At 72.5% G+C, this 20,619-nt stretch carries 18 protein-coding genes; 14 read left to right on the top strand and 4 right to left on the bottom strand.

What is annotated here, in order from left to right; genetic code table 11:
• Nucleotides 1-130 precede the first annotated feature (130 nt).
• Both D2L64_RS07000 and D2L64_RS06995 read left to right on the top strand, forming a co-directional pair.
• Nucleotides 131-946: a class I SAM-dependent methyltransferase gene (locus tag D2L64_RS07000; RefSeq protein ID WP_119573869.1), complete on the top strand. Its 816-nt coding sequence runs from the start codon at nucleotides 131-133 to the stop codon at nucleotides 944-946.
• A gap of 31 nt (nucleotides 947-977) precedes the next feature.
• Complete coding sequence (locus tag D2L64_RS06995) at nucleotides 978-1,268, top strand: GNAT family N-acetyltransferase (protein ID WP_119573868.1); 291 nt, start codon at nucleotides 978-980, stop codon at nucleotides 1,266-1,268.
• Between the two features lie 31 nt (nucleotides 1,269-1,299).
• Here D2L64_RS06995 and D2L64_RS06990 read toward each other — a convergent pair whose 3' ends face one another.
• Complete coding sequence (locus D2L64_RS06990; RefSeq protein WP_147376204.1) at nucleotides 1,300-1,974, bottom strand: DUF6891 domain-containing protein; 675 nt, start codon at nucleotides 1,972-1,974, stop codon at nucleotides 1,300-1,302.
• A 331-nt stretch (nucleotides 1,975-2,305) separates the two neighbouring features.
• Between D2L64_RS06990 and D2L64_RS06985 the strand changes: the two genes are divergently transcribed.
• Together D2L64_RS06985 and D2L64_RS06980 are read left to right on the top strand one after the other, a co-directional pair.
• On the top strand, nucleotides 2,306-4,090 hold the full coding sequence (locus D2L64_RS06985; protein ID WP_119573866.1) for an N-acetylglutaminylglutamine amidotransferase: 1,785 nt from the start codon (nucleotides 2,306-2,308) through the stop codon (nucleotides 4,088-4,090).
• Complete coding sequence (locus tag D2L64_RS06980; protein WP_119573865.1) at nucleotides 4,077-5,207, top strand: carboxylate-amine ligase; 1,131 nt, start codon at nucleotides 4,077-4,079, stop codon at nucleotides 5,205-5,207. The genes D2L64_RS06985 and D2L64_RS06980 overlap by 14 nt, the downstream gene beginning before the upstream one ends.
• Before the next feature lie 48 nt (nucleotides 5,208-5,255).
• Here the strand turns inward: D2L64_RS06980 and D2L64_RS06975 are convergent, their stop codons facing one another.
• On the bottom strand, nucleotides 5,256-5,879 hold the full coding sequence (locus D2L64_RS06975; protein WP_158603467.1) for a TetR/AcrR family transcriptional regulator: 624 nt from the start codon (nucleotides 5,877-5,879) through the stop codon (nucleotides 5,256-5,258).
• A 74-nt stretch (nucleotides 5,880-5,953) separates the two neighbouring features.
• On the opposite strand from D2L64_RS06975, the gene D2L64_RS06970 reads away from it, so the two are divergent.
• Both D2L64_RS06970 and D2L64_RS06965 read left to right on the top strand, forming a co-directional pair.
• Entirely contained in the window at nucleotides 5,954-7,945 is a 1,992-nt protein-coding gene (locus D2L64_RS06970; protein WP_119573863.1) for an acyl-CoA dehydrogenase family protein, read from the top strand.
• Nucleotides 7,946-8,045: 100 nt separating this feature from the next.
• Nucleotides 8,046-8,711, top strand: coding sequence for a hypothetical protein (locus tag D2L64_RS06965; protein ID WP_119573862.1), 666 nt, complete (start codon nucleotides 8,046-8,048; stop codon nucleotides 8,709-8,711).
• A gap of 77 nt (nucleotides 8,712-8,788) precedes the next feature.
• Here the strand turns inward: D2L64_RS06965 and D2L64_RS06960 are convergent, their stop codons facing one another.
• On the bottom strand, nucleotides 8,789-9,625 hold the full coding sequence (locus D2L64_RS06960) for a LolA-like protein (RefSeq protein ID WP_119573861.1): 837 nt from the start codon (nucleotides 9,623-9,625) through the stop codon (nucleotides 8,789-8,791).
• Between the two features lie 95 nt (nucleotides 9,626-9,720).
• The gene (locus tag D2L64_RS06955; RefSeq protein ID WP_119573917.1) at nucleotides 9,721-10,632 is read right to left on the bottom strand and encodes a CDP-diacylglycerol diphosphatase; all 912 of its coding nucleotides are present in this window, start codon (nucleotides 10,630-10,632) and stop codon (nucleotides 9,721-9,723) included.
• A 435-nt stretch (nucleotides 10,633-11,067) separates the two neighbouring features.
• Between D2L64_RS06955 and D2L64_RS06950 the strand changes: the two genes are divergently transcribed.
• The 8 genes from D2L64_RS06950 to D2L64_RS06915 all read left to right on the top strand — a co-directional run bounded on the left by D2L64_RS06950 (nucleotide 11,068) and on the right by D2L64_RS06915 (nucleotide 20,607).
• On the top strand, nucleotides 11,068-12,231 hold the full coding sequence (locus tag D2L64_RS06950; RefSeq protein ID WP_119573860.1) for an ROK family protein: 1,164 nt from the start codon (nucleotides 11,068-11,070) through the stop codon (nucleotides 12,229-12,231).
• Nucleotides 12,232-12,260: 29 nt separating this feature from the next.
• Nucleotides 12,261-13,304 (top strand): extracellular solute-binding protein, encoded by a 1,044-nt coding sequence (locus D2L64_RS06945; RefSeq protein WP_119573859.1) that lies wholly within the window; start codon nucleotides 12,261-12,263, stop codon nucleotides 13,302-13,304.
• Nucleotides 13,305-13,457: 153 nt separating this feature from the next.
• Nucleotides 13,458-14,531, top strand: coding sequence for an ABC transporter ATP-binding protein (locus D2L64_RS06940; protein ID WP_119573858.1), 1,074 nt, complete (start codon nucleotides 13,458-13,460; stop codon nucleotides 14,529-14,531).
• A complete protein-coding gene (locus D2L64_RS06935; protein WP_233558811.1) occupies nucleotides 14,528-16,315 on the top strand; it encodes an ABC transporter permease in 1,788 nt (595 codons plus the stop codon). Before D2L64_RS06940 ends, D2L64_RS06935 begins: the two co-directional genes overlap by 4 nt.
• Complete coding sequence (locus tag D2L64_RS06930; RefSeq protein ID WP_233558810.1) at nucleotides 16,312-17,217, top strand: creatininase family protein; 906 nt, start codon at nucleotides 16,312-16,314, stop codon at nucleotides 17,215-17,217. The genes D2L64_RS06935 and D2L64_RS06930 overlap by 4 nt, the downstream gene beginning before the upstream one ends.
• Nucleotides 17,214-18,167, top strand: coding sequence for an amidohydrolase family protein (locus tag D2L64_RS06925; RefSeq protein WP_199714451.1), 954 nt, complete (start codon nucleotides 17,214-17,216; stop codon nucleotides 18,165-18,167). The genes D2L64_RS06930 and D2L64_RS06925 overlap by 4 nt, the downstream gene beginning before the upstream one ends.
• A gap of 65 nt (nucleotides 18,168-18,232) precedes the next feature.
• Nucleotides 18,233-19,693: a lyase family protein gene (locus D2L64_RS06920; RefSeq protein ID WP_119573856.1), complete on the top strand. Its 1,461-nt coding sequence runs from the start codon at nucleotides 18,233-18,235 to the stop codon at nucleotides 19,691-19,693.
• Nucleotides 19,690-20,607: an ROK family protein gene (locus tag D2L64_RS06915; RefSeq protein WP_119573855.1), complete on the top strand. Its 918-nt coding sequence runs from the start codon at nucleotides 19,690-19,692 to the stop codon at nucleotides 20,605-20,607. Before D2L64_RS06920 ends, D2L64_RS06915 begins: the two co-directional genes overlap by 4 nt.
• Nucleotides 20,608-20,619: the final 12 nt, after the last annotated feature.

The following is a 20,619-nucleotide window of genomic DNA, read 5'->3' as shown; positions in this document are numbered from 1 at the left end:
AATCGGGCCGGCGGCGGCCGGGCCAGGTCAGCCCGGTCGAGTCGCCCGTCGCGCGGCCGGTCGGTCACGGCAGGCATGCCCTCGGCAGAATCGCTCGCACCCGGTCGGTCCGGCCGGGCAGGCTGGCGGGATGCGGACGGGCTTCAGCGGTGAGGTGGCGGGTTACTACGCGAGACACCGGCGCGGCTACCCACCCGAGGTGATCGACGCGATCGGCCGCACGTTCGGGCTCGGCGGCCAGGACGTGGTGGTCGACCTCGGCTGCGGTACGGGCCAGTTGAGCGTGCCACTGGCCGCCCGGGTGGGGACGCTCGTCGGCGTGGACCCGGCGCCGGACATGTTGACCCGGGCCCGCCACGCGGCCCGCGACGCCGGGCGGGACAACACCATCTGGCTGCTCGGCGACGACCGGAACCTGCCGGCGCTCGGCCCGCTGGTCGGCGATCGGCGGTTGGCCGCGCTGACGGTCGCCGTCGCCATCCACTTCATGGACCGCGACCTGCTCTTCCGCCGGGCCCGTACGCTGCTGCGCGCCGGTGGTGGCGTCGCCGTCGTCACCAACGGCACCCCGCTGTGGTTGCAGGACACCGAGTGGTCACCGGTCCTGCGCGGCTGTCTGCAACGGCTGGTGGGCCGCCCGGTGACCGCCGCCTGCCAGACCGACGAGGCGGGCCGACGGCGCAACCGGGACGCGCTTGCCGCCGCCGGCTACCGCTACCTGGAGTCGTCGGTACGGTACGCGGCACCGCTCACCGTCGAGGACATGGTGGGTGGCGTCTTCTCCGCCATGTCCGCCGACCAACTGCCTGCCCCGGCGCGGCGGGCCGCGTTCGCCGACGAGGTGCGTACCGCCCTGGACGGGCGGGACGCCGTCACCGAACAGGTCGAGGTCTGGCTACAGTTCGGCCTGCTCGACCGAGCGGAGCGGTTCGGCGCGGACCGGTAGGCGGTAGCGTCGGGCAGGGCAGTCGTAGCTTGTGGCCGAGGATCCGACCGGCGCGCTCGTCGGCTTCGCCGCGCTCGACGGCGACGTGCTGGAGCACCTCTACCTGCGCCCCGACGCCCGTGGGCAGGGCATCGGCAGCGCCCTGCTGGAGCGGGTGCGCCGGGCCAGCCCGGGCGGGCTGCGCCCGCGGGTGTTCACCCGCAACGCCGCCGCCCGGGCGTCCTACGAACGGCACGGCTTCCGGCCGGTCGACGAGGACGACGGCAGCCGCAACGAGGAGAACGAACCCGACATGACGTACGCCTGGCGGCCGGAGTCCTGAGCCGGACCGCTCCCCCACCGGGCGCGGGCCGTCAGGTCAGCGGCGCGTACCACTGGGCGCCGGTGATCTTGATCCGCCGGGACTGGTCGCGGTTCCACTCCACCCGCATGCCGTGCCGGCGCAGCACCGGGAAGGCGATGTCGTCAAGCATCCGTTCCAGGTCCGCCTGGTAGAGGGCCTGCTGCTCGGCCTCGGACAGGGCGGCATAGGCGGTCTCGTCGAAGTCCGGCGGCGGGTAGGCGCCGTAGCCGAGGTAGACCTCGCCGTCGGCGCTGTCCAGCAGCGACTCCGTGTCCTGCTGGTGGTACCAGAGGTAGCCGTGCCAGTGCCGGGAGTCGTCGCGCTCGTCGTGGATCTCGGCGGCGGCGCAGGTGCCGCAGCAGCTGAAGTTCTCCCGGGCCAACACCCCGACGGCGTTGAGTTCGGCGAAGGCCCGGGTGAGGTTGCCGCGCACGTCACCCCAGGCCCGCTGCTGGTGCCGCCGCACCGCCAGCGCCTTCTCGTACGCCGCCGCGAGTTCCTCGTCGGTGGCGCCGTGGCGCTGCTCCTCGACGTCGAAGTAGTCGACGAACTCGTCCGCGTCGGCCTCGCCACGCACCACCCAGGCCCAGATCTCGGCCTCGATCTCGACACGTCCCGGCTCGGCGATCCGGTCGGTCAGGAAGCCGACACCCGCGGGACGGTCGTTGTAGTTCCATCCGGTCACGGCGACGATCTTCACACGGGGGTGTGACAGCGCCACCGCGGAGCCGGCGCCACCGGCCGGGCGTTCGCCGGGGCGGCGAGACGTACCGCCCGGTCCTGCCGCCCACCTCACCCGGTGCCAGCCAGATCCGGTCGTAGCCGGGTGACTCGACCGCCCCACCGGGCAGGTACGGAGATGCCTCCTCACCGATCTACGCTCGGCGCCGCACCCGCTCGGCATACCGTCACAGGACACGCCAAGGCCGGATCCGCCGTCGCGCCCCGACTGGGATGCGGTACGACCCGACGTGAGGACGAGGGATGACACCGCGACGCACGGGACGACACCGCTGATGTGCGGGATCGGTGGTGAGGCGAGGTTCGACGGTACGACCCCCGACGCCGGTGCGGTGACCCGGATGACCGACGCGATGGCCTCCCGCGGCCCCGACGGCGCCGGCCTGTGGCGCGACGACTGGGTGTTCCTCGGACACCGCCGGCTGACCGTCATCGACCTGTCCGACGCCGGCAGCCAGCCGATGGTCCGCGCGGACCTCGGGCTCTCCCTGGTCTTCAACGGGTGCGTGTACAACTACCCGGAGCTGCGCGAACAGCTGCGGGCCGCCGGGCACACGTTCCACTCCACAAGCGACACCGAGGTGATCCTGGTGGCGTACGCGCAGTGGGGCGAGGACTTCGTCGACCATCTGGTCGGCATGTTCGCCGTCGGCCTGGTCGACCGGCGCCGACGTCGGCTCGTACTGGCCCGCGACCGGCTCGGCGTCAAACCCCTGTACCTCGCCGAGACGGCGGGCCGGCTACGGTTCGCCTCGACCCTTCCGGCGCTGCTGGCCGCCGGTGCGGTGGACACCGACATCGACCCGGTGGCGCTGCACCACTACCTGTCCTGGCACTCGATCGTGCCCGCGCCACGGACCATCCTGCGCGGCGTGCGGAAGTTGCCACCGGCGACCGTACGGGTCGTCGAGGCCGACGGGCGCAGCCGGGAGCGGGTCTACTGGCAGCCCGACTACGTGCGCAGTACCGCGCACACCGACTGGGACGCCCACGACTGGCGGGCCGCGATCGGTGCCGGGCTGCGTACCGCGGTGGCCCGGCGGCTGGTCGCCGACGTGCCGGTCGGCGTGCTGCTCTCCGGTGGACTCGACTCCAGCCTCATCGTGGCGCTGCTCGCCGAGGCGGGCCAGGAGCAGCTGCGCACCTTCAGCATCGGCTTCGACAGCCGCGACGGCGAGGCCGGCGACGAGTTCCACTACTCCGACCTGGTGGCTCGCGCGTACGGCACCGACCACCAGCGGATCCGGTTGTCCAACGACGACCTGGTGCCGGCCGTACGCCGGACGATCGCGGCGATGACCGAACCGATGGGCAGCCACGACGTGGTCGCCTTCCACCTGCTCTCCGAGCAGGTCGCGCAGCACGTCAAGGTGGCACAGTCCGGGCAGGGCGCCGACGAGGTGTTCGCCGGGTACGGCTACCACCAGCCGCTGGCCGAGGTGCCGCGTGCCCAGGCGGCGCGGGCCTTCACCGACGCCTTCTTCGACCGGGACCACGCCGAGTTGACCGAGGTCGTGGGCCCCGCGTACGCCCTCGACGTCGACGCCAGCGGCGAACTGGTCGGCGCGGATCTGGCCGCGGCCGGGGCGGACACCGCGCTGGACGCCGTCCTGCGCCTGGACACCCACCGGATGCTGCCCGACGATCCGGTCAAACGGGTCGACAGCATGAGCATGGCCTGGGGGTTGGAGGTCCGTACCCCGTTCCTGGACCAGGATCTGGTCGCGCTCGCCGCCGCCTGCCCGCCGGAACACAAGGTCGCGCAGGGCGGCAAGGGCGTCCTCAAGGAGGTCGCCCGGCAGGTGTTGCCCGCGGAGGTCATCGAGCGGCCCAAGGGCTACTTCCCGGTGCCGGCGCTGCGCAACGTGGACGGTGCCGTACGCGACCTGGTGGTCGACGCGCTGCGGGCGCCGACGCCCGGGCGGCCCGCGCTGTTCCGACCGGAGTACGTCGCGCGGCTGCTCGCCGACCCGCGGGCGGCCCGGGCGGCGGCCGGCAGCAACAAGCTGTGGCAGCTCGGCCTGCTCGAACTCTGGTTGCAGACCCATGGCATCCGGTAACGACGGCGACGCGCGGCCGGGCGCCCCACTGACCCTCGGCGTCGAGGAGGAGTTCCTGCTGTTGGATCCGGCGACCGGGGAGAGCCTGCCCGTCGCCGAGCGGGTGCGCGCGGCGCTGACCGGGGCACCGCGCCGGCAGAGCCGGCAGGAGTTCCGGCACAGCATGCTGGAGATGGTCACCCCGGTCTGTACCGACCTGACCCGGCTGCGCGAGCAACTGCTCGCCCTGCGCCGGGCCGCCGCCGACGCCGGCCGTACCGCCGGTGCCCGGCTGGTCGCGGTGGGCGCCACGCCGGTGCACGACCGGCACCTCAGCGTGCCGGACGAGCAGCGGTACCACGCGATGTCCCGCCGCTTCGGGCCGGTGGCGCACGACCCGGCGGTCTGCGGCTGCCACGTACACGTCGGGGTGCCGGGCCGCGAACTGGCCGTCCAGGTCTGCAACCACCTGCGTCCGTGGCTGCCGGTGGTACAGGCGCTCACCGCCAACTCGCCGCTCTACGACGGTCGCGACACCGGCCACGCCAGCTGGCGTTCGATGCAGTTGGAACGCTGGCCGAGCATCGGACCGACCCCGTACTTCAGGTCGGCCGCCGACTACGACGCCACGGTCGAGGAACTGATCACCGCCGGCATCATGCTCGACGCCTCGATGGTCTACTGGTACGCCCGCCCGTCGGCCAGCTACCCGACGGTCGAGGTACGCGTCGGCGACGTCTGCCCCACCGTGGACGACGCGGTGCTGGTCGCCGCGCTGGTCCGGGCGCTGGTCGACACGATGATCGACCGGGTCCGCGGCGGCATACCGCCGGCCCGGATCCGGGACTGCCTGGTGGCGGCCGCGCACTGGCGGGCCGCCCACGAGGGACTCGACGGTGAACTCGTCGACCTGCGCGGCGGTGGCGCCCGGCCGGCCTGGCACCTCGTCGACGAGCTGCTCGACACCGTCGCGCCCGCGTTGACCCGGCACGGCGACCTGGACCTGGTCGTCGGGCAGCTCGACCGGCTGCGCCGCGACGGCACCGGCGCGAGTCGACAGCGACGGATCATGGCCGGCACCGACGGGGACGTCCAGGCCGTGCTGGAGCACCTGATCACCCAGACCGTCGCCGGTTGAGTCCGGCGATGCCGGGTGGCCGGCGGGTCAGGATGCGGGGCCGGCGGGTCAGGGTGCGGGTGTGGCCGCCGGTGGCTGCCCCAGCGCCTCGGCGACGACCCGCCAGACCTGCGCCGCGAGCCAGTCGTTGAGCTGGTCGAGGCCGGTCTCGTCCCGGTGGTCGAACCACCAGATGATGCCGGCGTCGACCATGCCGACCACACCGGCCACCACGTACGCGGGCAGCTGCGCGTCGTAGCCGGCGGCCCGCAGGTTGACCACGGCGGCGTCGGCGAGTTCGGGGACGGCCTGCGCGGTGCCCAGGCGCGCCCGGAACCGGTAGAGGTTCGGGTGCGCCACCGCCCAGCTGAGCACCCGTCCGATGATCGCGTACACCACCTCGGGGGGCGTGCCCGGCGCGGATAGTGAGGGGCGGATCCAGGCGCTGAGCAACCGGGCGGCGTGCCGGGCGACGGCCTGGTCCAGGTCTTCCTTGCCGGTGAAGTGCCGGTAGACGTGCGGCCTGGGCAACCCGGCCCGGTCGGCCACCACGTTCAGACCGGTGTCGGTGCCGTACTCCTCGATCACCCGGGCCGCCGCCTCCACGATCAACTGGCGGCGCCGGGCCCGCTCCTCGGTGGCGGCGGCGGCCCGGCGCGCGGCGATGGTGTCACGTCTCACCGCGTCACTCACCGGATCACTGTAGCGGCTGGGTACTCTTGATCGGGTACGAGCTGTACCCATCACCGTCCGTCTGCGAGGTAGTCATGCCCAGTCACGCACCCGGCCCCATCGACCTCGCCCGCCTGCAGGAAGTGCTCGACGGACCCTGGTCCGCCGTACGCGACGCGCACCGTAGGCACCTCGACGCCCGATTCCTCCCCGTCCACGGCGAGACCGGCGACCAGGCCCGCGCCCGGATCACCCGGCTGCTCGCCGAACTTCCCGTGGAACTGGGTACCTCAGCAGCCTTTCCCACCGAGTACGGCGGCCAATCCGACGTCGGCGCGTCGATCGTCGCCAGCGAGATGCTGGCCCAGGTCGACCTGTCGCTGATGGTCAAGTCGGGCGTGCAGTGGGGCCTGTTCGGCGGCGCCGTGGTGGCCCTGGGCACCCGCCGGCACCACGACGCGTACCTCCGGGACATCATCTCCGGCAAGCTCCTCGGCTGTTTCGCGATGACCGAGACCGGCCACGGCTCCGACGTCCAACAACTGCGCACCACCTGCACGTACGACCCACGGACGCAGACCTTCGACCTGCACACCCCACACCAGGCGGCCCGCAAGGACTACATCGGCAACGCCGCCCGCGACGGACGGATGGCGGTGGTCTTCGCCCAGCTGATCACCGGCGGGCGGCGGCACGGCGTACACGCCTGGCTGGTACCGATCCGCGACGCACAGGGCAACCCGCTGCCCGGTGTCACCATCGGCGACGCCGGACTGAAGGCCGGCCTGCTCGGCGTGGACAACGGACGGATCACCTTCGACCACGTGACGGTGCCACGGGACATGCTGCTGGACCGCTACGGCCAGGTCGCCCCGGACGGCAGCTACTCCAGCCCGATCGAGAACGACTCCCGGCGCTTCTTCACCATGCTCGGCACCCTGGTCCGCGGTCGGGTCAGCGTGGGCGGCGCCGCCAGCGCCGCCACCAAGTCGGCGCTGACCATCGCGGTGCGCTACGGCGACATCCGCCGCCAGTTCGGCACCCCCGGCGCCGACCGGGAGGTACTGCTCAACGACTACCTGGCCCACCAGCGCAAGCTGCTGCCCGCCCTGGCGACCACCTACGCGTACCACTTCGCCCAGGCCGAACTGGTCGCCGCGCTCCACGACGCGCAGCGCGGGGACGGCCCGGTCGACGAGCACCAGCAGCGGGAGTTGGAGTCCCGGGCCGCCGGCCTCAAGGCCGCACAGACCTGGCACGCCACCCGCACCATCCAGCTGTGCCGGGAGGCCTGCGGCGGCGCCGGCTACCTGGCCGAGAACCGGCTGCCCGGGCTCAAGGCCGACACCGACGTCTTCACCACCTTCGAGGGCGACAACACCGTCCTGCTGCAGATGGTGGCCAAGGGGCTGCTCACCGGCTACCGGGACGAGTTCGGCTCGCTGGACGGTTGGGGACGGGCCTCCTTCGTCGCCGACCAGGTACGGGAGATGGTGCTCGAACGCACCGCCGCGCGCTCCCTCATCCAACGACTGATCAGCGCCGTACCCGGCCGGGACGAGGAGGTCGCCGTCACCGACCGCGGTTGGCAGCTCAAGGTCTTCGAGGACCGCGAGAGGCACCTCCTCGAAGGTGCGATCCGCCGGCTGCGCGGCGGCGCGAACACCAAGAAGGACCACCCCTTCGACATCTTCAACGACGTACAGGACCACCTCCTCGCGGTCGCCGCCGCGCACGTCGACCGGGTCACCCTGGAGGCGTTCGTCGCCGGCATCGAGAGCACTCCGGACCCGGCGGTCCAGGAACTCCTCTCCCGCGTCTGCGACCTGTACGCGCTCAGCGTCGTCGAGAGCAACAAGGGCTGGCTGCTGGAACACGGCCGACTCACGCCGGCCCGCTCGAAGGCGATCACGTCGGTGGTGAACAGCCTGCTCAAGGAGCTACGCCCGCAGTTGCGGACGCTGGTGGACGGCTTCGCCGTCCCGGCGGCGTGGCTCGACTGCGCCATCCTGCGCGAGGAGCCCGACCGGCAGGAGACCATGGCCGCCCACGACGCCGCCGGCGACCCCCGGACGGTCCCCGCGTAGGCCGGAAGTTCCGGATCGGGATCGCCACCGGGCCGCTGATGCGGTCCGTCCGTCCCGGCTGGGGCCACGCCGGGCGGGCCGCGGGTGCGAGGATGGCCGGATGCGGACCGGTGACCGGCGTGATGCCACGGGCGAGTCGCCCGAGCGGGTAGGGCAGCGGAACCTGCGGACGTCGCCGCCGGACAACGAGTTTCCGGCCGGGGTCGTGGGTACGGTGCTGCTCGGCCGCACCGGCGACGTGGCGGTCGGGATCAGCAACCTGCTGGCGTACTCGACCGGCTTCCAGTTCACGCTGACCGTGCGGCTGCGCCGGACCGGGCCGGATCTCGTCGGCGGCAGGCTGTTCGCACTCGTCAGCTCACACGGCCACCCGGGCGTCGACATCCCGGTCGACGATCGGCTGTTGCTGGGCTTGGAGTACGCCGACAGCCGGCGCGCAGCGAACCTGTACGGCACCCGGCCGCCCGAGACGGCGGCGGACGACGACCAGATGATGTTGCTCGAACAGGGCGGTAGCGGCGACGAGCACCGCGTCGACCAGCACTACTGGGTGTCTCCGCTGCCGCCCGAGGGCCCGGTGACCGTGGTGCTCGCCTGGCCGGGCCTCGGCCTGCCGGAGTCCCGGACGGTTCTCGACGGCACGGCCATCCGCGTCGCCGCCGCAGGCACCCGGACGCTGTGGCCGCCGCAGCCGAGTACGGAGCCCGTTCCCCCACCACCGCCGCCGCGACCCGCCTCCGGTTGGTTCGCCGAGCCGGCCGGCTGAGGCCAGGTTCCGGAAGATCTCGGTACGGAAGCGCCCCCGCAAGGGCGGTTCCGTACCGACGAACTCGCCGGACCGGTTCAGCTGGTGACGGGGAGTTCCTTGAGGCCCTGCAGCATGTCGGCGAAGTCGACGGTCTCCGCCGCCGGGGGCGTCTCGATCTCCACCGGCTTGCCGTAGTCGGTGTAGTCGACGGTCGTCTGGGCCATCGTGCCCATCACGACGCCGGCCCGCCGCGGCCGGTACTGCTCGTCGACCCAGAGGTCGATCGTGACGTCCTCGACGCCCTGCGCGGCCAGCTGCTTCTCGACCTCGGACCGCAGGGCGGCGTCGACCTGCTCCAGGTGGGTCGCCAGCGGGGTGGTGACGGTGTAGTGGACCGTGGACGTGCCGTCGAGCGTCTCCTCGCCGACCACCGTGACGCCCTCGCTGGACAGCAGCGTCTTGACCTGCTTGGTCGGGTCGACGTCCTCGAGCTGCTTGGAGAAGTCCATCCCCGCCTGCGCGCCGACCGCGTCCAGGTCCACCTTCATCCAGCGCTTCCCGCCCAGTTCGGCGCGCTCCTCGGCCGGGATCTCGACGTAGACCACGCCGTCGATCATCCGGACGATCATCGCGTTGCCGTCCGCCACCTCGGTCGTCAGCTCGGCCTTGACCGGGCCGCGCAGGTCGATGACGCCCTGCGTCGAGACGCTCTCGCCGGCCACCGTGCCGCGCATCGTCACGGTCACCGAGTCGCTCGTGTCGGTGGTCTCGATCGTCTTCTGCAACGAACCCTTGATGTCGCTGACGAGCAGTTGCAGCACGCTGGGCGGCGCCTGCTCGTCGCCGCCGGACTTCGCACCGCCGCAGGCGGTCAGGGCGAGCGCCGTGAGCCCGGCGACCGCCAGCACGCTGGTCTTCTTCCACAGTGACACGTGACCGCCTCTTCCCCGAGAATCGCCGGGATCGCCCCAGATAGCCAGCCGACACGCTATCCCAGGTGGTCAACTCCGGCGCCCGACGGCCGGGGTCACGCGTACGCGAGCAGGAAGTCGACGGTACCGGTGCCGCCGGGTTGGCCCGGCGGCACCGGCAGTCCGGGTTCGCTGTTCAGCACGTAGAATCCGCCGTTGCCGATCAGCCGGGGCGTCACCGCCAGGATCTGGGCGCCCATGGTCGATCCGGTCGGCCGGACCACGTCGTCGCGCAGGAGCGTGAAGAGGTTCTCGTTCAGGTTGGCCACGTGCAGCACCCGGTAGGACCGCGGGGCCGGGGCACCGGTGCTCGTCAGGCCCCAGATCGGGACGATCTGGTTCGGCCAGTTCGACGGGTTGTTGGTGATCGCGCTGTCGTAGTTGTTCAGCTGGGTCTGGATGCCCGAGTGGATCCCGGCCAGGTGGATGTGCAGCTGGTCCTGCTGCCGGATCGCCGGGTCGGCGGAGTTGACGCCCAGTCCGACGTGGGGATACACGACGTGCCCCGGCTGGCCGGGCTGGGCGTTGAGCCAGGCGTCCAGCCAGTAGTTCGGCGCGTTGGCGGTGGCGATGAACGGGCACTCGATGCCGCTGATCCGGCAGCTCGGCACCAGCAGGTAGTCGTGGTTCGACCCCGAGCCGCCGTTGAGGATCACATAGGTGGCGGTGGTCCGCAGGCACTGCGGGAAGGGCGGGCCGGCCTTCGTACCCTCGCAGACCTGCACCCGGTCCCACAGGTCGTACCTGCCGCCGGTGTCACTCGGGTAGCCACACAGTTGCGAGGGCGTGGGGCAGGGTGCGGCGCCGGGAGTACCCGGGGACGGTGGCGGGGGCTCGGGGGAATGCCCGCCGTCCGCCCGCGCGACACCCGCCGCGACCAGGCCCAGGACTCCGGTGGCGCCGACCGTGCCGGAGAGCCGGACGAACTGGCGCCGGTGCATCTTCCGATCTGCCTCGTCGTGGCCCATCATCACCCTCCGCGGTACGCGATCGAGCAGTACGCAGCCTGGCTTCCGTCCGCGCCGGCCCGGCGGCCGACCAGGAATGCGAATGCGAGGCATGAACACGTCGAGAGTAGGACTAACCGGTCAGATCGCCGCGCCGACCGCGGCGGTGTCCCCTGATCGTGTCGGCGGTCGGCGGCACGACCCGACGAGCCGCGTCCGTACACACTGGACACCTCGCCGGGCGGCGCCTGGAAGGATCGGGCCGACCTCGACCCCCCCTCACCCGTTTCTTTGCAGAAGGAATGATTCCGCCACCCGCCAGGCCGGCGATTCCTCGCGATCACGGTCGGCCCAGCCCTAGATTCCGCCAGTTTGCGCAGCTCAGTCCCGTTTGCGGAACGGGCCGAGATGCATTCGTTACTTGACGCAATAGTTCGTTCGCCGTAGGAAGGAAGTGTGACTGACGTGGTGACGCCACCAACGAGCCCGGTGAGCCGGGAGCGGTCGAAGGAGATCAAGCGCCTCTCGGTGATCTCCACCGCCCGCCAGGTGCGGCTGCTCTCCCGAGCCGAGCTGACCGAGCTGACCGGGCTGAGCCCCGCCACGCTGACCCCACTGGTCCGCGAGCTGATCGCCGAGGGCTACCTGATCGAACGCGGTCCCGGCACCTCCCGGGCCGGGCGCCCGCGGGCCATGCTGGAGTTCAACCCGCGTGCCGAGTTGGTGGCGGCCGTGTCGCTGGAGCCGTCCCGGATCAGCTGCGAGATCGCCGACAGCGACGGGACCGTCCTCGCACACCGCGCGGTCCGACTCACCGGCGACATCGTGGAGACCATCTGCCGCTCCGTACCCGAACTGGCCGGTGACGAGCTGCCGGCGTTGCGCGGGGTGGCCATCGCCGCGCCCGGTGTCTCCTCCGGTGGCACCGTCCGGCTCGCCCCCTCGGTCGGGCTGGTAGAGGGCCGGCAGATAGGAGAATCGGTCCAGCGCCACCTGGGCGTACCGGTGGTGGTGGACAACGACGTCAACCTGATGGCGGCCGGCGAACACGCCGCCGGGGCCGGCAGCGACGTCGCCGACCTGCTGCTGTTGCACGTCGCCGACGGCATCGGCGCCGGCCTGGTCCTGGACGGACAGGTCCGCCGGGGCGCGGGCGGCGCCGCCGGCGAGGTCGGCTTCCTGCCCCTGGATCCGGCGGACCGGGGCCACGACGGGATCGGCCCGTTCGAGGAGCGGTGGTCGGCCAACGCCGTCGCCGAGCGGGTGGTCGCGCTGGCCCCCGGCCGCCGCCCGGACACGCCGGTGTCCACCCTGGTCGAGCTGGCCCGCACCGACGCGGGGGCGGCGGCGTACCTGGACGAGGTACTGACGGCCTGGTCCCGGCTGATCGTCTCCTGCGTCTGCGTGATCGACCCGGGCCGGGTGCTGCTCAGCGGCGCCGCCGCCCAGCTCGACGACCCCGCCGTGGACCGGCTACAGACGCTGGTCAACAGCTGCGCCCCCGCCACCACCGAGGTACGGCGGGCGGCGCTCGGTGACCGCGCGGTGTTGCACGGCGCGGTCAGCTATGCCCTGGCCGCCGCGGCGGCCGGCTTACCCACCCTGCTTCCCACCCCCTGAACGACCCCTTTCCCCTCGGAGGTACCTCGATGAAACGACGACTCCTCATGGCCGGAGCGCTCGCCACCGTGCTGGCCGTCGGCACCGCCTGCGGCGGTGGCGGCTCGGACGACGCGGCCGGCGGCACCGAGCAGCTGACCATCTACACCGCCCGGGACAAGAAGGTCACCGACTTCGTGGTGGCGAAGTTCACCGAGAAGTACCCCGAGTACCAGGGCAAGGTCGAGATCCTCAACATCGGCGCCCAGGAGATCCTGGAGCGGGTCCGGGCCGAGCAGGCCAACCCGCAGGCCGACGTCTGGTGGGGCGGCACCCAGCAGGGGCTGTCCGCCGGTGCGGCGGAGGACCTGCTGGCCGCCTGGCAGCCGTCGTTCGCCGGCAAGATGGACGAGAAGTACAAGGACGCCGAGGGTCGCTGGTTCGGTGAGATCCTGCTGCCCGAGGTGATCATGTACAACAACGCGGTGCTCACCCCGGAGCAGGCGCCGAAGGACTGGGACGACCTGCTCGACCCGCAGTGGAAAGACAAGATCATCATCCGGGACGTGGCCGCCTCCGGCACCATGCGGTCGATCTACGCCTCGATGATCCAGCGGCTCTCCCCCGACGGCAGCAACCCCCAGCCCGGGTACGACTGGCTCAAGCGCCTCGACGCCAACACCGGCTCGTACGCGGCCAACCCCGCCGACCTGTACCTGAAGCTGTCCCGGCAGCAGGGCGTGCTCAGCGCCTGGAACCTGCAGGACGTGCTGCTACAGGCCAACCAGGCGAACATGCCCTTCGGCTATGTGATGCCGACCTCCGGCGCCCCGGTGCTGGTCGACGGCCTCGCCACGGTCAAGGGCGGCAACTCCGAGGGCGCGCAGAAGTTCATCGAGTTCCTCTTCGACGACAGCCTCCGCGCCGACCTGGCCAAGGACTTCTTCCAGATCCCGGCGGTGGAGATCGCCGAGCAGCCGGAGTGGCTGTCCCAGCTCGACCTGCGGCCGATGGACGTCGACTGGAACGTCATCGCCGAGCACGAGACCGAGTGGATCAACCACTGGAACAGCCAGATCAAGAACAAGGGCTGACCGCGTCGGCACCGGGTCGGGTCGGGTAACCGGCCCGGCCCGGCCGCCGCCGACGGCCACCCCGGCCGCCCGCCAGGACCGTGCGCAGGGACACCCCCGCCCAAGCGGGCCCCCTTGCGCACCCGCCGGCAGCACACTGAAGGAGAGGACATCATGATCGATGTCACGCTGGAGTCGGTGAGCAAGCGATTCGCCCGCACCGGCGACACCGCTGCCGTCGACGATGTCGACATCAGCATCGCCGCCGGTGAGTTCTTCACCCTGCTCGGCCCGAGCGGCTGCGGCAAGACCACCACCCTGCGGATGGTGGCCGGCTTCTACTTCCCCACCTCGGGGCGGATCCGCTTCGGCACCGAGGACGTCACCCGTCGGCCGCCGAACAAGCGCGACACCGGCATGGTGTTCCAGAACTACGCGCTGTTCCCGCACATGTCGGTGGCACAGAACGTCGCGTACGGGCTGAAGATCCGCCGGGTGGGCCGGGCCGAGTCGCGGCGCCGGGTCGAGGAGGCGCTCGGTCAGGTTCACCTGGCCGGGTACGGCGAACGGCGCATCGACCAGCTCTCCGGCGGTCAGCAGCAGCGCGTCGCGTTGGCCCGGGCACTGGTCATCCGGCCGCGTACGCTGCTGCTCGACGAGCCGCTGTCCAACCTCGACGCGAAGCTGCGCGAGGAGACCCGCACCGAGATCCGCCGCATCCAGAAGGAGAGCGGCAACACCGCCATCTACGTGACCCACGACCAGGCCGAGGCGATGGCCATGTCGGACCGGATCGCGGTGATGGAGTCCGGGCGGGTGCAGCAGATCGGCGCCCCGCAGGAGATCTACCACCGGCCGGCGAACGCCTTCGTGGCCCGGTTCATCGGCCGCAGCAACGTGCTGTCGCTGCCGGTGACGGCGGTCACCGACGAGACCGTCACCGTCGGCCTGCCCGACGGCGCCGAGACCGCCGTCGCGGCACCGGTCGGGCACGGCCTGCGGGCCGGGGAGGCTGCCCTGGTGTCGGTACGCCCGGAACACATCGGTCTCACCTCGACCACCGAGCCGGGCGCGTTGCCCGGCCGGATCACCGAGCTGGAGTTCACCGGCATGGCCACCAACCTGGTGGTCGACGTGGCCGGCGAGCCGGTGCAGGTGGCCGCGATCGACGTGCCGGCCGGCATCGCGGTCGGTGACCAGATCGGGCTGCGGCTCAACCGGGAGCGGATGTGGGTGGTGCACCCGTGACAGCCGCACCCAGCGCCGCCACCGTCCCGCCGATCACCGAGGATCCGGCCCCGGCTGGCCGGGGCCGACGGCCCCGCCTCGGCGGACGCTTCGCCGGCGGCGCCAGCTCCCGCTGGTTCCCGTACGCGCTGGTGTTCCCGCTGGCGCTGATCCTGTTCGGGTACGTGGTCCAGCCGATGTTCGCCACCTTCGCCGAGAGCGTCGGGGTGGACGGGGTGGCCAACTACACCGAGTTCCTGCGTGGCGAGGGCGTGGCCCGCTCGTCGCTGCTCACCTCGCTGGGCATCTCCGCGGCCAGCGTGCTGCTCTGCGGCATCGTCGGCGTGGCGATGGCGTTCCTGCTCAAGCGCTTCCAGTTCCCCGGGCGCCGGCTGATCGAGGCGATCATCCTGGTGCCGGCGGCGCTGCCGCCGCTGATCGGGGCGATCTCGTTCCAGCTGCTCTACAGCGAGACCGGCATCCTGCCGCGCGGGTTGCAGCAGTTGTTCGGCACGGAGAGTCCGGTGCTGCCGTTCACCGGCATCGCCGGGGTGCTGGTGGTGCACACCTTCACCATGTACCCGTTCTTCTACCTGGCCGCCTCGGCCGCCCTGGCCGGGATGGACCCGTCGGTGGAGGAGGCCGCGTACAACCTGGGTGCCGGTCGGGTCCGGGTGTGGCGGACGGTGCTGCTGCCGATGCTCACCCCGGCGCTGGTCTCCGCGTCGCTGCTGGTGTTCATGACCTCGCTGGCGTCGTACACCGCCCCGCTGCTGTTCGGGGTGGACCGCACGATGACCATGCAGATCTACATCAACCGCACCAACGGCGACCTGCCGATGGCCTCCACGTACGCCTCGGTGCTGGCGGTGGTGTCGATCCTGTTCCTGCTCGCCATGCGCTGGTACGAGGGTCGGCGCAGCTACCGTTCCCAGTCCAAGGGGATCGCCGCGCACCGACGGGAGATCACCAACCCGTTCGGCAAGTGGGCCGCGCTGGCCGCCTCGATCCTGGCCACGGTGGTGCTGCTCGCTCCGGTGGGCACCATCGCGCTGGTGGCGTTCTCCGCGGACGGGTCGTGGACCACCGAGGTGATCCCGTCGGCGTACACCGGGCAGAACTTCGTCACCATCTTCTCCGACCCGCGCGCCTTCCAGCCGATCCTCAACTCGCTGCAGATGAGCCTGATCGCCACCGTCGGCTGCGTGGTGGTCGGCGTGCTCATCGCGTACGCGGTGCGCCGGCTGGACTTCCGGGGTCGGGCGCTGCTCGACGTGGCGGTCATGCTGGCCTGGGCGCTGCCCGGCACGGTGGTGGCGATCAACCTGATCTCGGCGTTCAGCACCGGCAACGTGTTCAGCTTCGGGCAGGTGCTGATCGGCACCTTCTGGATCATGCCGCTGGCGTACTTCGTGCGGTTCCTGCCGCTGGTGTTCCGGTCCAGTTCGGCGACGCTCGCGCAGATCGACCCGTCGCTGGAGGAGGCGGCCCGCAACCTGGGCGCCTCGTGGTGGCGGGCGTTCGGCACGGTTACCCTGCGGCTGATGGTGCCCGGCGTGGCGGCCGGCGCGCTGCTGGCGTTCGTCAACGGCGTCGGCGAGTTCGTCGCCTCGGTGCTGATCTACACCTCGCAGACCGCACCGATCTCGGTGGAGATCAACAACCGGATGTACTCGTTCGAGGTGGGCACCGCCGCCGCGTACGGCATGCTCCAGGTGGTGCTGATCTTCGTGGTGATGGTGATCTCCGGCCGGTTGCAGAGCGGCCGGTCGGCCTCCCGGGAGGCGGCGAAGTGGACGGCGTGACGGTGACCTGGCCGGACTCCGGGCTGCTGCCGGTCAGCCGGGTACCCGGCGGCGAACTGGCGGCGGTGGCCGCCGCGGCCGACTTCGCGGTGCTGCCCGTGGGGGCGGTCGAGTGGCACGGCCCGCACCTGCCGCTGGGCACCGACCTGATCCTGGCCGAGGGCTTCGCCGCCGAGAGCGGCACCACCGGCGACGGCCCGCGCGGGGTACTCTTCCCTGCCGTGGCGTACGCGGCCTGCCCGGGGCAGACCCGGCCGTGGCCGGGGACGGTGGCGATCCGCCCGGAGATCGCCGTCGGCTACCTCGCCGACGTGATCGAGGGGATCGTCGCCGCCGGCTTCCCCCGGCTGCTGATCGTCAACGGGCACGACGCCAACATGTCCACCGTGCGGGCCGCGATGGAGTGGGTCTCCGGGCGACGCACGGCCAGCCTGCTGCTGGTCAACTGGTTCCAGCTGGTCACCCTGGCGGAGACCGCGCAACTCTACGGCGAGCTGCCCGCCCGCGGGCACGGCGGGGCGTACGAGACCTCCGGGGTGCTCGGGTTCGACCCCGACGCGGTACGCCTCGACGCCGTCGAGGACCTACCGCCGAAGCCGAAGCTGCCGGTGCCGCACCCCTACGTGCTGGTGGAGTCCCGGCCCGACCCGTGGCAGGGCTGGTCGGGGCACATCTCGCTGGCCGACGTGGCCACCGGCGAACGGGTCCGGCACATCGCCGGGGCCCGGCTGCGGGAGATCGTCACCGCCTGGGTGGCCGCCCCGCCGCCGGCCCCACCCACCGCCGGGCCACTGCCGGGCGGCACCCCGCCCGCCGAGCCACTGCCGGGCGGCACCCCGCCCGCCGGGCCACTGCCGGGCGGCACCCCGCCCGCCGGGCCACTGCGCGGGGAGGACGTGTGACCGGGGACCGCGGACTGGACATCGTCGACTTCCACCTGCACTTCCGCATCGGTGCCGACGAGACGGTCCACGCCTGCGAGGAGGCCGCCGGGATGCACCCCGGCGGGGCGCGCGAGCGGGCCGCCCGCAGCGCCGCCGCCGCGCCCTACGCGAAGGCGTGGCGGCAGGCGTGGGGGTTCCCCGAGCCGGAGCCGCCCGCCGCGCACTGGCCGGACGAGGCCGACCGGTGGGCCGACGAGTTACGCCGGGTCGGGGTACGCCGGGCGGTGTTCGTCACCGGCGGCGGCAACGACGCGGTCGCCGACGTGGTGGACCGGCATCCGGACCTGTTGCTCGGCTTCGCCCACCACGACCCGTACGCCCCCGGTGCCGCCGCCGAGTTGGCACGGGCGGTCACCGAACGCGGGCTACGCGGGTTGAAGCTGTTCGCGCCGCTGCTGCGGGGCCCGCTGGACGGGCCGGACCTCGACCCGCTCTGGGACACCGCCCAGCGTCTCGGCGTACCGGTCCTGATCCACATCGGGCACTACGGCAGCGCCGGTGGCCTGACCTTCGGCCGGTACGGCGGTCCGGAGGAGCTGGCCCGGATGGCCCGCCGGTTCCCGGAGTTGCCGGTGGTGGTGCCGCACTTCGGCGTGCAGTACGTACAGGAGTTGCTCTTCACCGCCTGGGGCTGCCCGAACGTCCACGTCGACACCTCCGGCTCCAACCAGTGGGTGCGTTGGATGCCGTACAAGCTGACCCTGGAGGATCTGTTCCGGCGCTGCTACGAGACCATCGGCCCGCAGCGGATCGTGTACGGCAGCGACTCGTCGTGGTTCCCCCGCGGCTACGTGACCCGCTACCTCGACGACCAGCTGCGCATCTGCCGGGAACTGGGCCTGCCCGACGACCACCTTCGCGCGATCTTCGCCGGCAACGCCGAACGCCTGCTCGGGCTCGACGGCTGACCGGCTGACCGCCGGGTCGACCACCCGCGCCGACCCGGCCCGGAACGGAAGTAAGGAACCCCGCCATGAGCACACCCGCGCTGACCACCTACCAGCGGCACCACCTGCGTCCCACCTACGAGCACCACGTCGGGTACCTGTTCCCGGCGATGGTGCGGGCCAGCCAGGCGCACGTGGTGATGCTGACCGAGCAGGGGCTGATCCCGGTCGAGCGGGGTGCCCGGCTGCTGCGCGGACTGGCCGGGCTGCGCGCCGACACCGCCGCCGCGCCGGCCTTCGACGGCACCTTCGAGGACACCTACTACCTGGTGGAGAAGCGGCTCGCGGCGGCCTGCGGGGTGCCCACGTCCGAGTTGGACGTGCAGATGGCGCGCAGCCGCAACGACCTCGACGCCGGGGTGTTCCGGATGCTGCTGCGCGACCAGCTGGCCGGGGTACTCGACCGGGTGCTGGCCACCGGCGCGGTCGCGCTGGCCGCCGCCGACCGGTACGCCGACGTGGTGATCACCGGCTACACCCACCGGCGTCCGGCCCAGCCCACCACCATCGGGCACGCCCTCGCCGGGTACGCCGAGGCGCTGGCCGGGGAGGCGGTCGGCTACGCCGACGTGATCGAGGCGTTGAACGTCTCGCCACTGGGCTCGTGCGCCTTCGCCGGCACCGACCTGGACATCTCCCCCGCCCGGGTGGCCGAGCTGCTCGGCTTCGCCGCCCTGGTGACCAACTCGTACGAGGCGGTGGCCGGCGCCGACCACCTGGTCCGGGTCGGCACCCTCAACGCGCAGGCGCTGGCCACCGGGGCGCGGCTGGCCCGCACCCTGATGGACTGGTTGAGCTGGCGCTGGGTGAGCACACCCGGCGACTTCACCCAGGGCAGCAGCATCATGCCGCAGAAACGCAACCCGGTGGTGCTGGAACACCTGGTCTCCTACGCCGGGCAGGCCGCCGCCGACGCCGCCTCGGTGCTGAACAACGTGGGCGCGGCCTGGTGGGAGGACTCCAACAACGCCACCACCGACGTGCAGGTACGGCTCTGGGAGAGCAACGACCGGGCCGACCGGTTCTTCGCCCTGCTCGGTGGCTTCCTCGCCGAGATCGAGCCGCTGGAGCCGCCGTCGGCCGCCGAGATCGTCGCGTCCGGCGCCACCACCACCGCTGCCGCCGACGCGTTGACCCGCCACGGCGTACCGTTCCGGGCCGCGCACTCGGTGGTCGGTCGGCTGGTCCGCGCCGGCAGCCCGGACACCTGGACCGCCGACGGGGTTCGGGCCGCCGCCGACGGGCTGGTCGCCGACGGGCTCGGTGCCGCCGCCGTCGAGGATCTGATCGCCGCGGCCGTCCGCCCGGAGCTGGTGCTGGGCCGCGCCCAGGCCGACGGGCCGGGTACCGCCGCCGTCCGCGCCCAGGTGGCCACGCTGCGCGGCACCTTCGACGCGGTCACCGCGCGACTGGCGGCGGTACGGGACCGCCTCGACCGGGCCGACGCCGCGCTCGACGCGGTCGCCGCCGAACTGGCGGCCCGATGAGCGTGCAGCTGACGCGCCCGCAGGCGGGCGCAGACACCGACGGGCTGCTGCTCGGCATCGACTTCGGCGGGACCAAGATGGCCGTCGGGGTGGCCGACCGGCAGGGCCGGCTGCTGACCCGGCAACGGGTTCCCACCCACGCCGAGCAGGGTGCCCGGCAGGCCCTGGACCGGGCGTTGGAGCTGGCCGCGAAGCTGGTCGACGAGGTGGGCGGTCCGCTGCTGGCGGCCGGGGTGGCCTCCCCCGGGGTGGTCCGCGCCGACGGCATCGACCTGGCGCCGAACGTGCCCGGCTGGGAGCAGTTGCGGTTGGCCGAGGCGGTACGGAACGCGCTGGGCGTCGTCGACGTGGCGGTGGACAACGACCTCAACGCCGCCGCCCTGGCCGAGCTGCGCCTCGGTGCGCTGCGCGACGCCGACCCGGGCCTGGTGGTGGGGATCGGTACGGGGGTGGCCGCGGCGATCACCGTCGGCGGTCGGGTGGTGGCCGGGTATCGGGGTGCCGCCGGTGAGATCGGGTACGCGGTGGCCGGCGGGCCGTGGCCGGGCACCATGCTGGAGCTGGACTTCTCCGGCCGGGCCCTGGACGGGCTCGCCGCGGAGCTGGGGTTGACCGGTGGGGCCGCGGCGCTGGCCGACGCCGCCGAGCGGCCCGGCCCGGCCCGCGCGGCGTTGACCGCCCGCCTCGACGAGCTGGCCCGCCACCTGGTCACCAGCTGCCTGCTGCTGGACCCGCAGCGGGTGGTGCTGGTCGGCGGGGTGTCGGGCAGCGCGTTGATCCGGGGCCTGCTGGTGGACCGGCTCACCGAGGTGCTGCCGCACCGGCCGGAGGTGGTGCTGTCCCGGTTCGCCGACGACGCCGCCCTGCTCGGCGCGGTCACCCTGGCCGCGGAGGCGGTGCCGGTCGGCGGTTGACCCGCCGTCGCC

It is taken from the genome of Micromonospora radicis, from assembly GCF_003583405.1.
GTDB classification, from domain to species: domain Bacteria; phylum Actinomycetota; class Actinomycetes; order Mycobacteriales; family Micromonosporaceae; genus Micromonospora; species Micromonospora radicis.
The sequence above is the reverse complement of the archived record's forward strand: the minus strand, read 5'-3'. Positions and strand labels throughout refer to the sequence as shown.

What these genes read in the sequence shown, in the direction of transcription:
- D2L64_RS06985 (WP_119573866.1), top strand. Translation starts at nt 2,306, where the DNA reads ATGTGCGGGATCGGTGGTGAGGCGAGGTTCGACGGTACGACCCCCGAC.
- D2L64_RS06915 (WP_119573855.1), top strand. Translation starts at nt 19,690, where the DNA reads ATGAGCGTGCAGCTGACGCGCCCGCAGGCGGGCGCAGACACCGACGGG.
- D2L64_RS07000 (WP_119573869.1), top strand. Translation starts at nt 131, where the DNA reads ATGCGGACGGGCTTCAGCGGTGAGGTGGCGGGTTACTACGCGAGACAC.
- D2L64_RS06945 (WP_119573859.1), top strand. Translation starts at nt 12,261, where the DNA reads ATGAAACGACGACTCCTCATGGCCGGAGCGCTCGCCACCGTGCTGGCC.
- D2L64_RS06970 (WP_119573863.1), top strand. Translation starts at nt 5,954, where the DNA reads ATGCCCAGTCACGCACCCGGCCCCATCGACCTCGCCCGCCTGCAGGAA.
- D2L64_RS06955 (WP_119573917.1), bottom strand. Translation starts at nt 10,632, where the DNA reads ATGGGCCACGACGAGGCAGATCGGAAGATGCACCGGCGCCAGTTCGTC.
- D2L64_RS06965 (WP_119573862.1), top strand. Translation starts at nt 8,046, where the DNA reads ATGCGGACCGGTGACCGGCGTGATGCCACGGGCGAGTCGCCCGAGCGG.
- D2L64_RS06920 (WP_119573856.1), top strand. Translation starts at nt 18,233, where the DNA reads ATGAGCACACCCGCGCTGACCACCTACCAGCGGCACCACCTGCGTCCC.
- D2L64_RS06940 (WP_119573858.1), top strand. Translation starts at nt 13,458, where the DNA reads ATGATCGATGTCACGCTGGAGTCGGTGAGCAAGCGATTCGCCCGCACC.
- D2L64_RS06980 (WP_119573865.1), top strand. Translation starts at nt 4,077, where the DNA reads ATGGCATCCGGTAACGACGGCGACGCGCGGCCGGGCGCCCCACTGACC.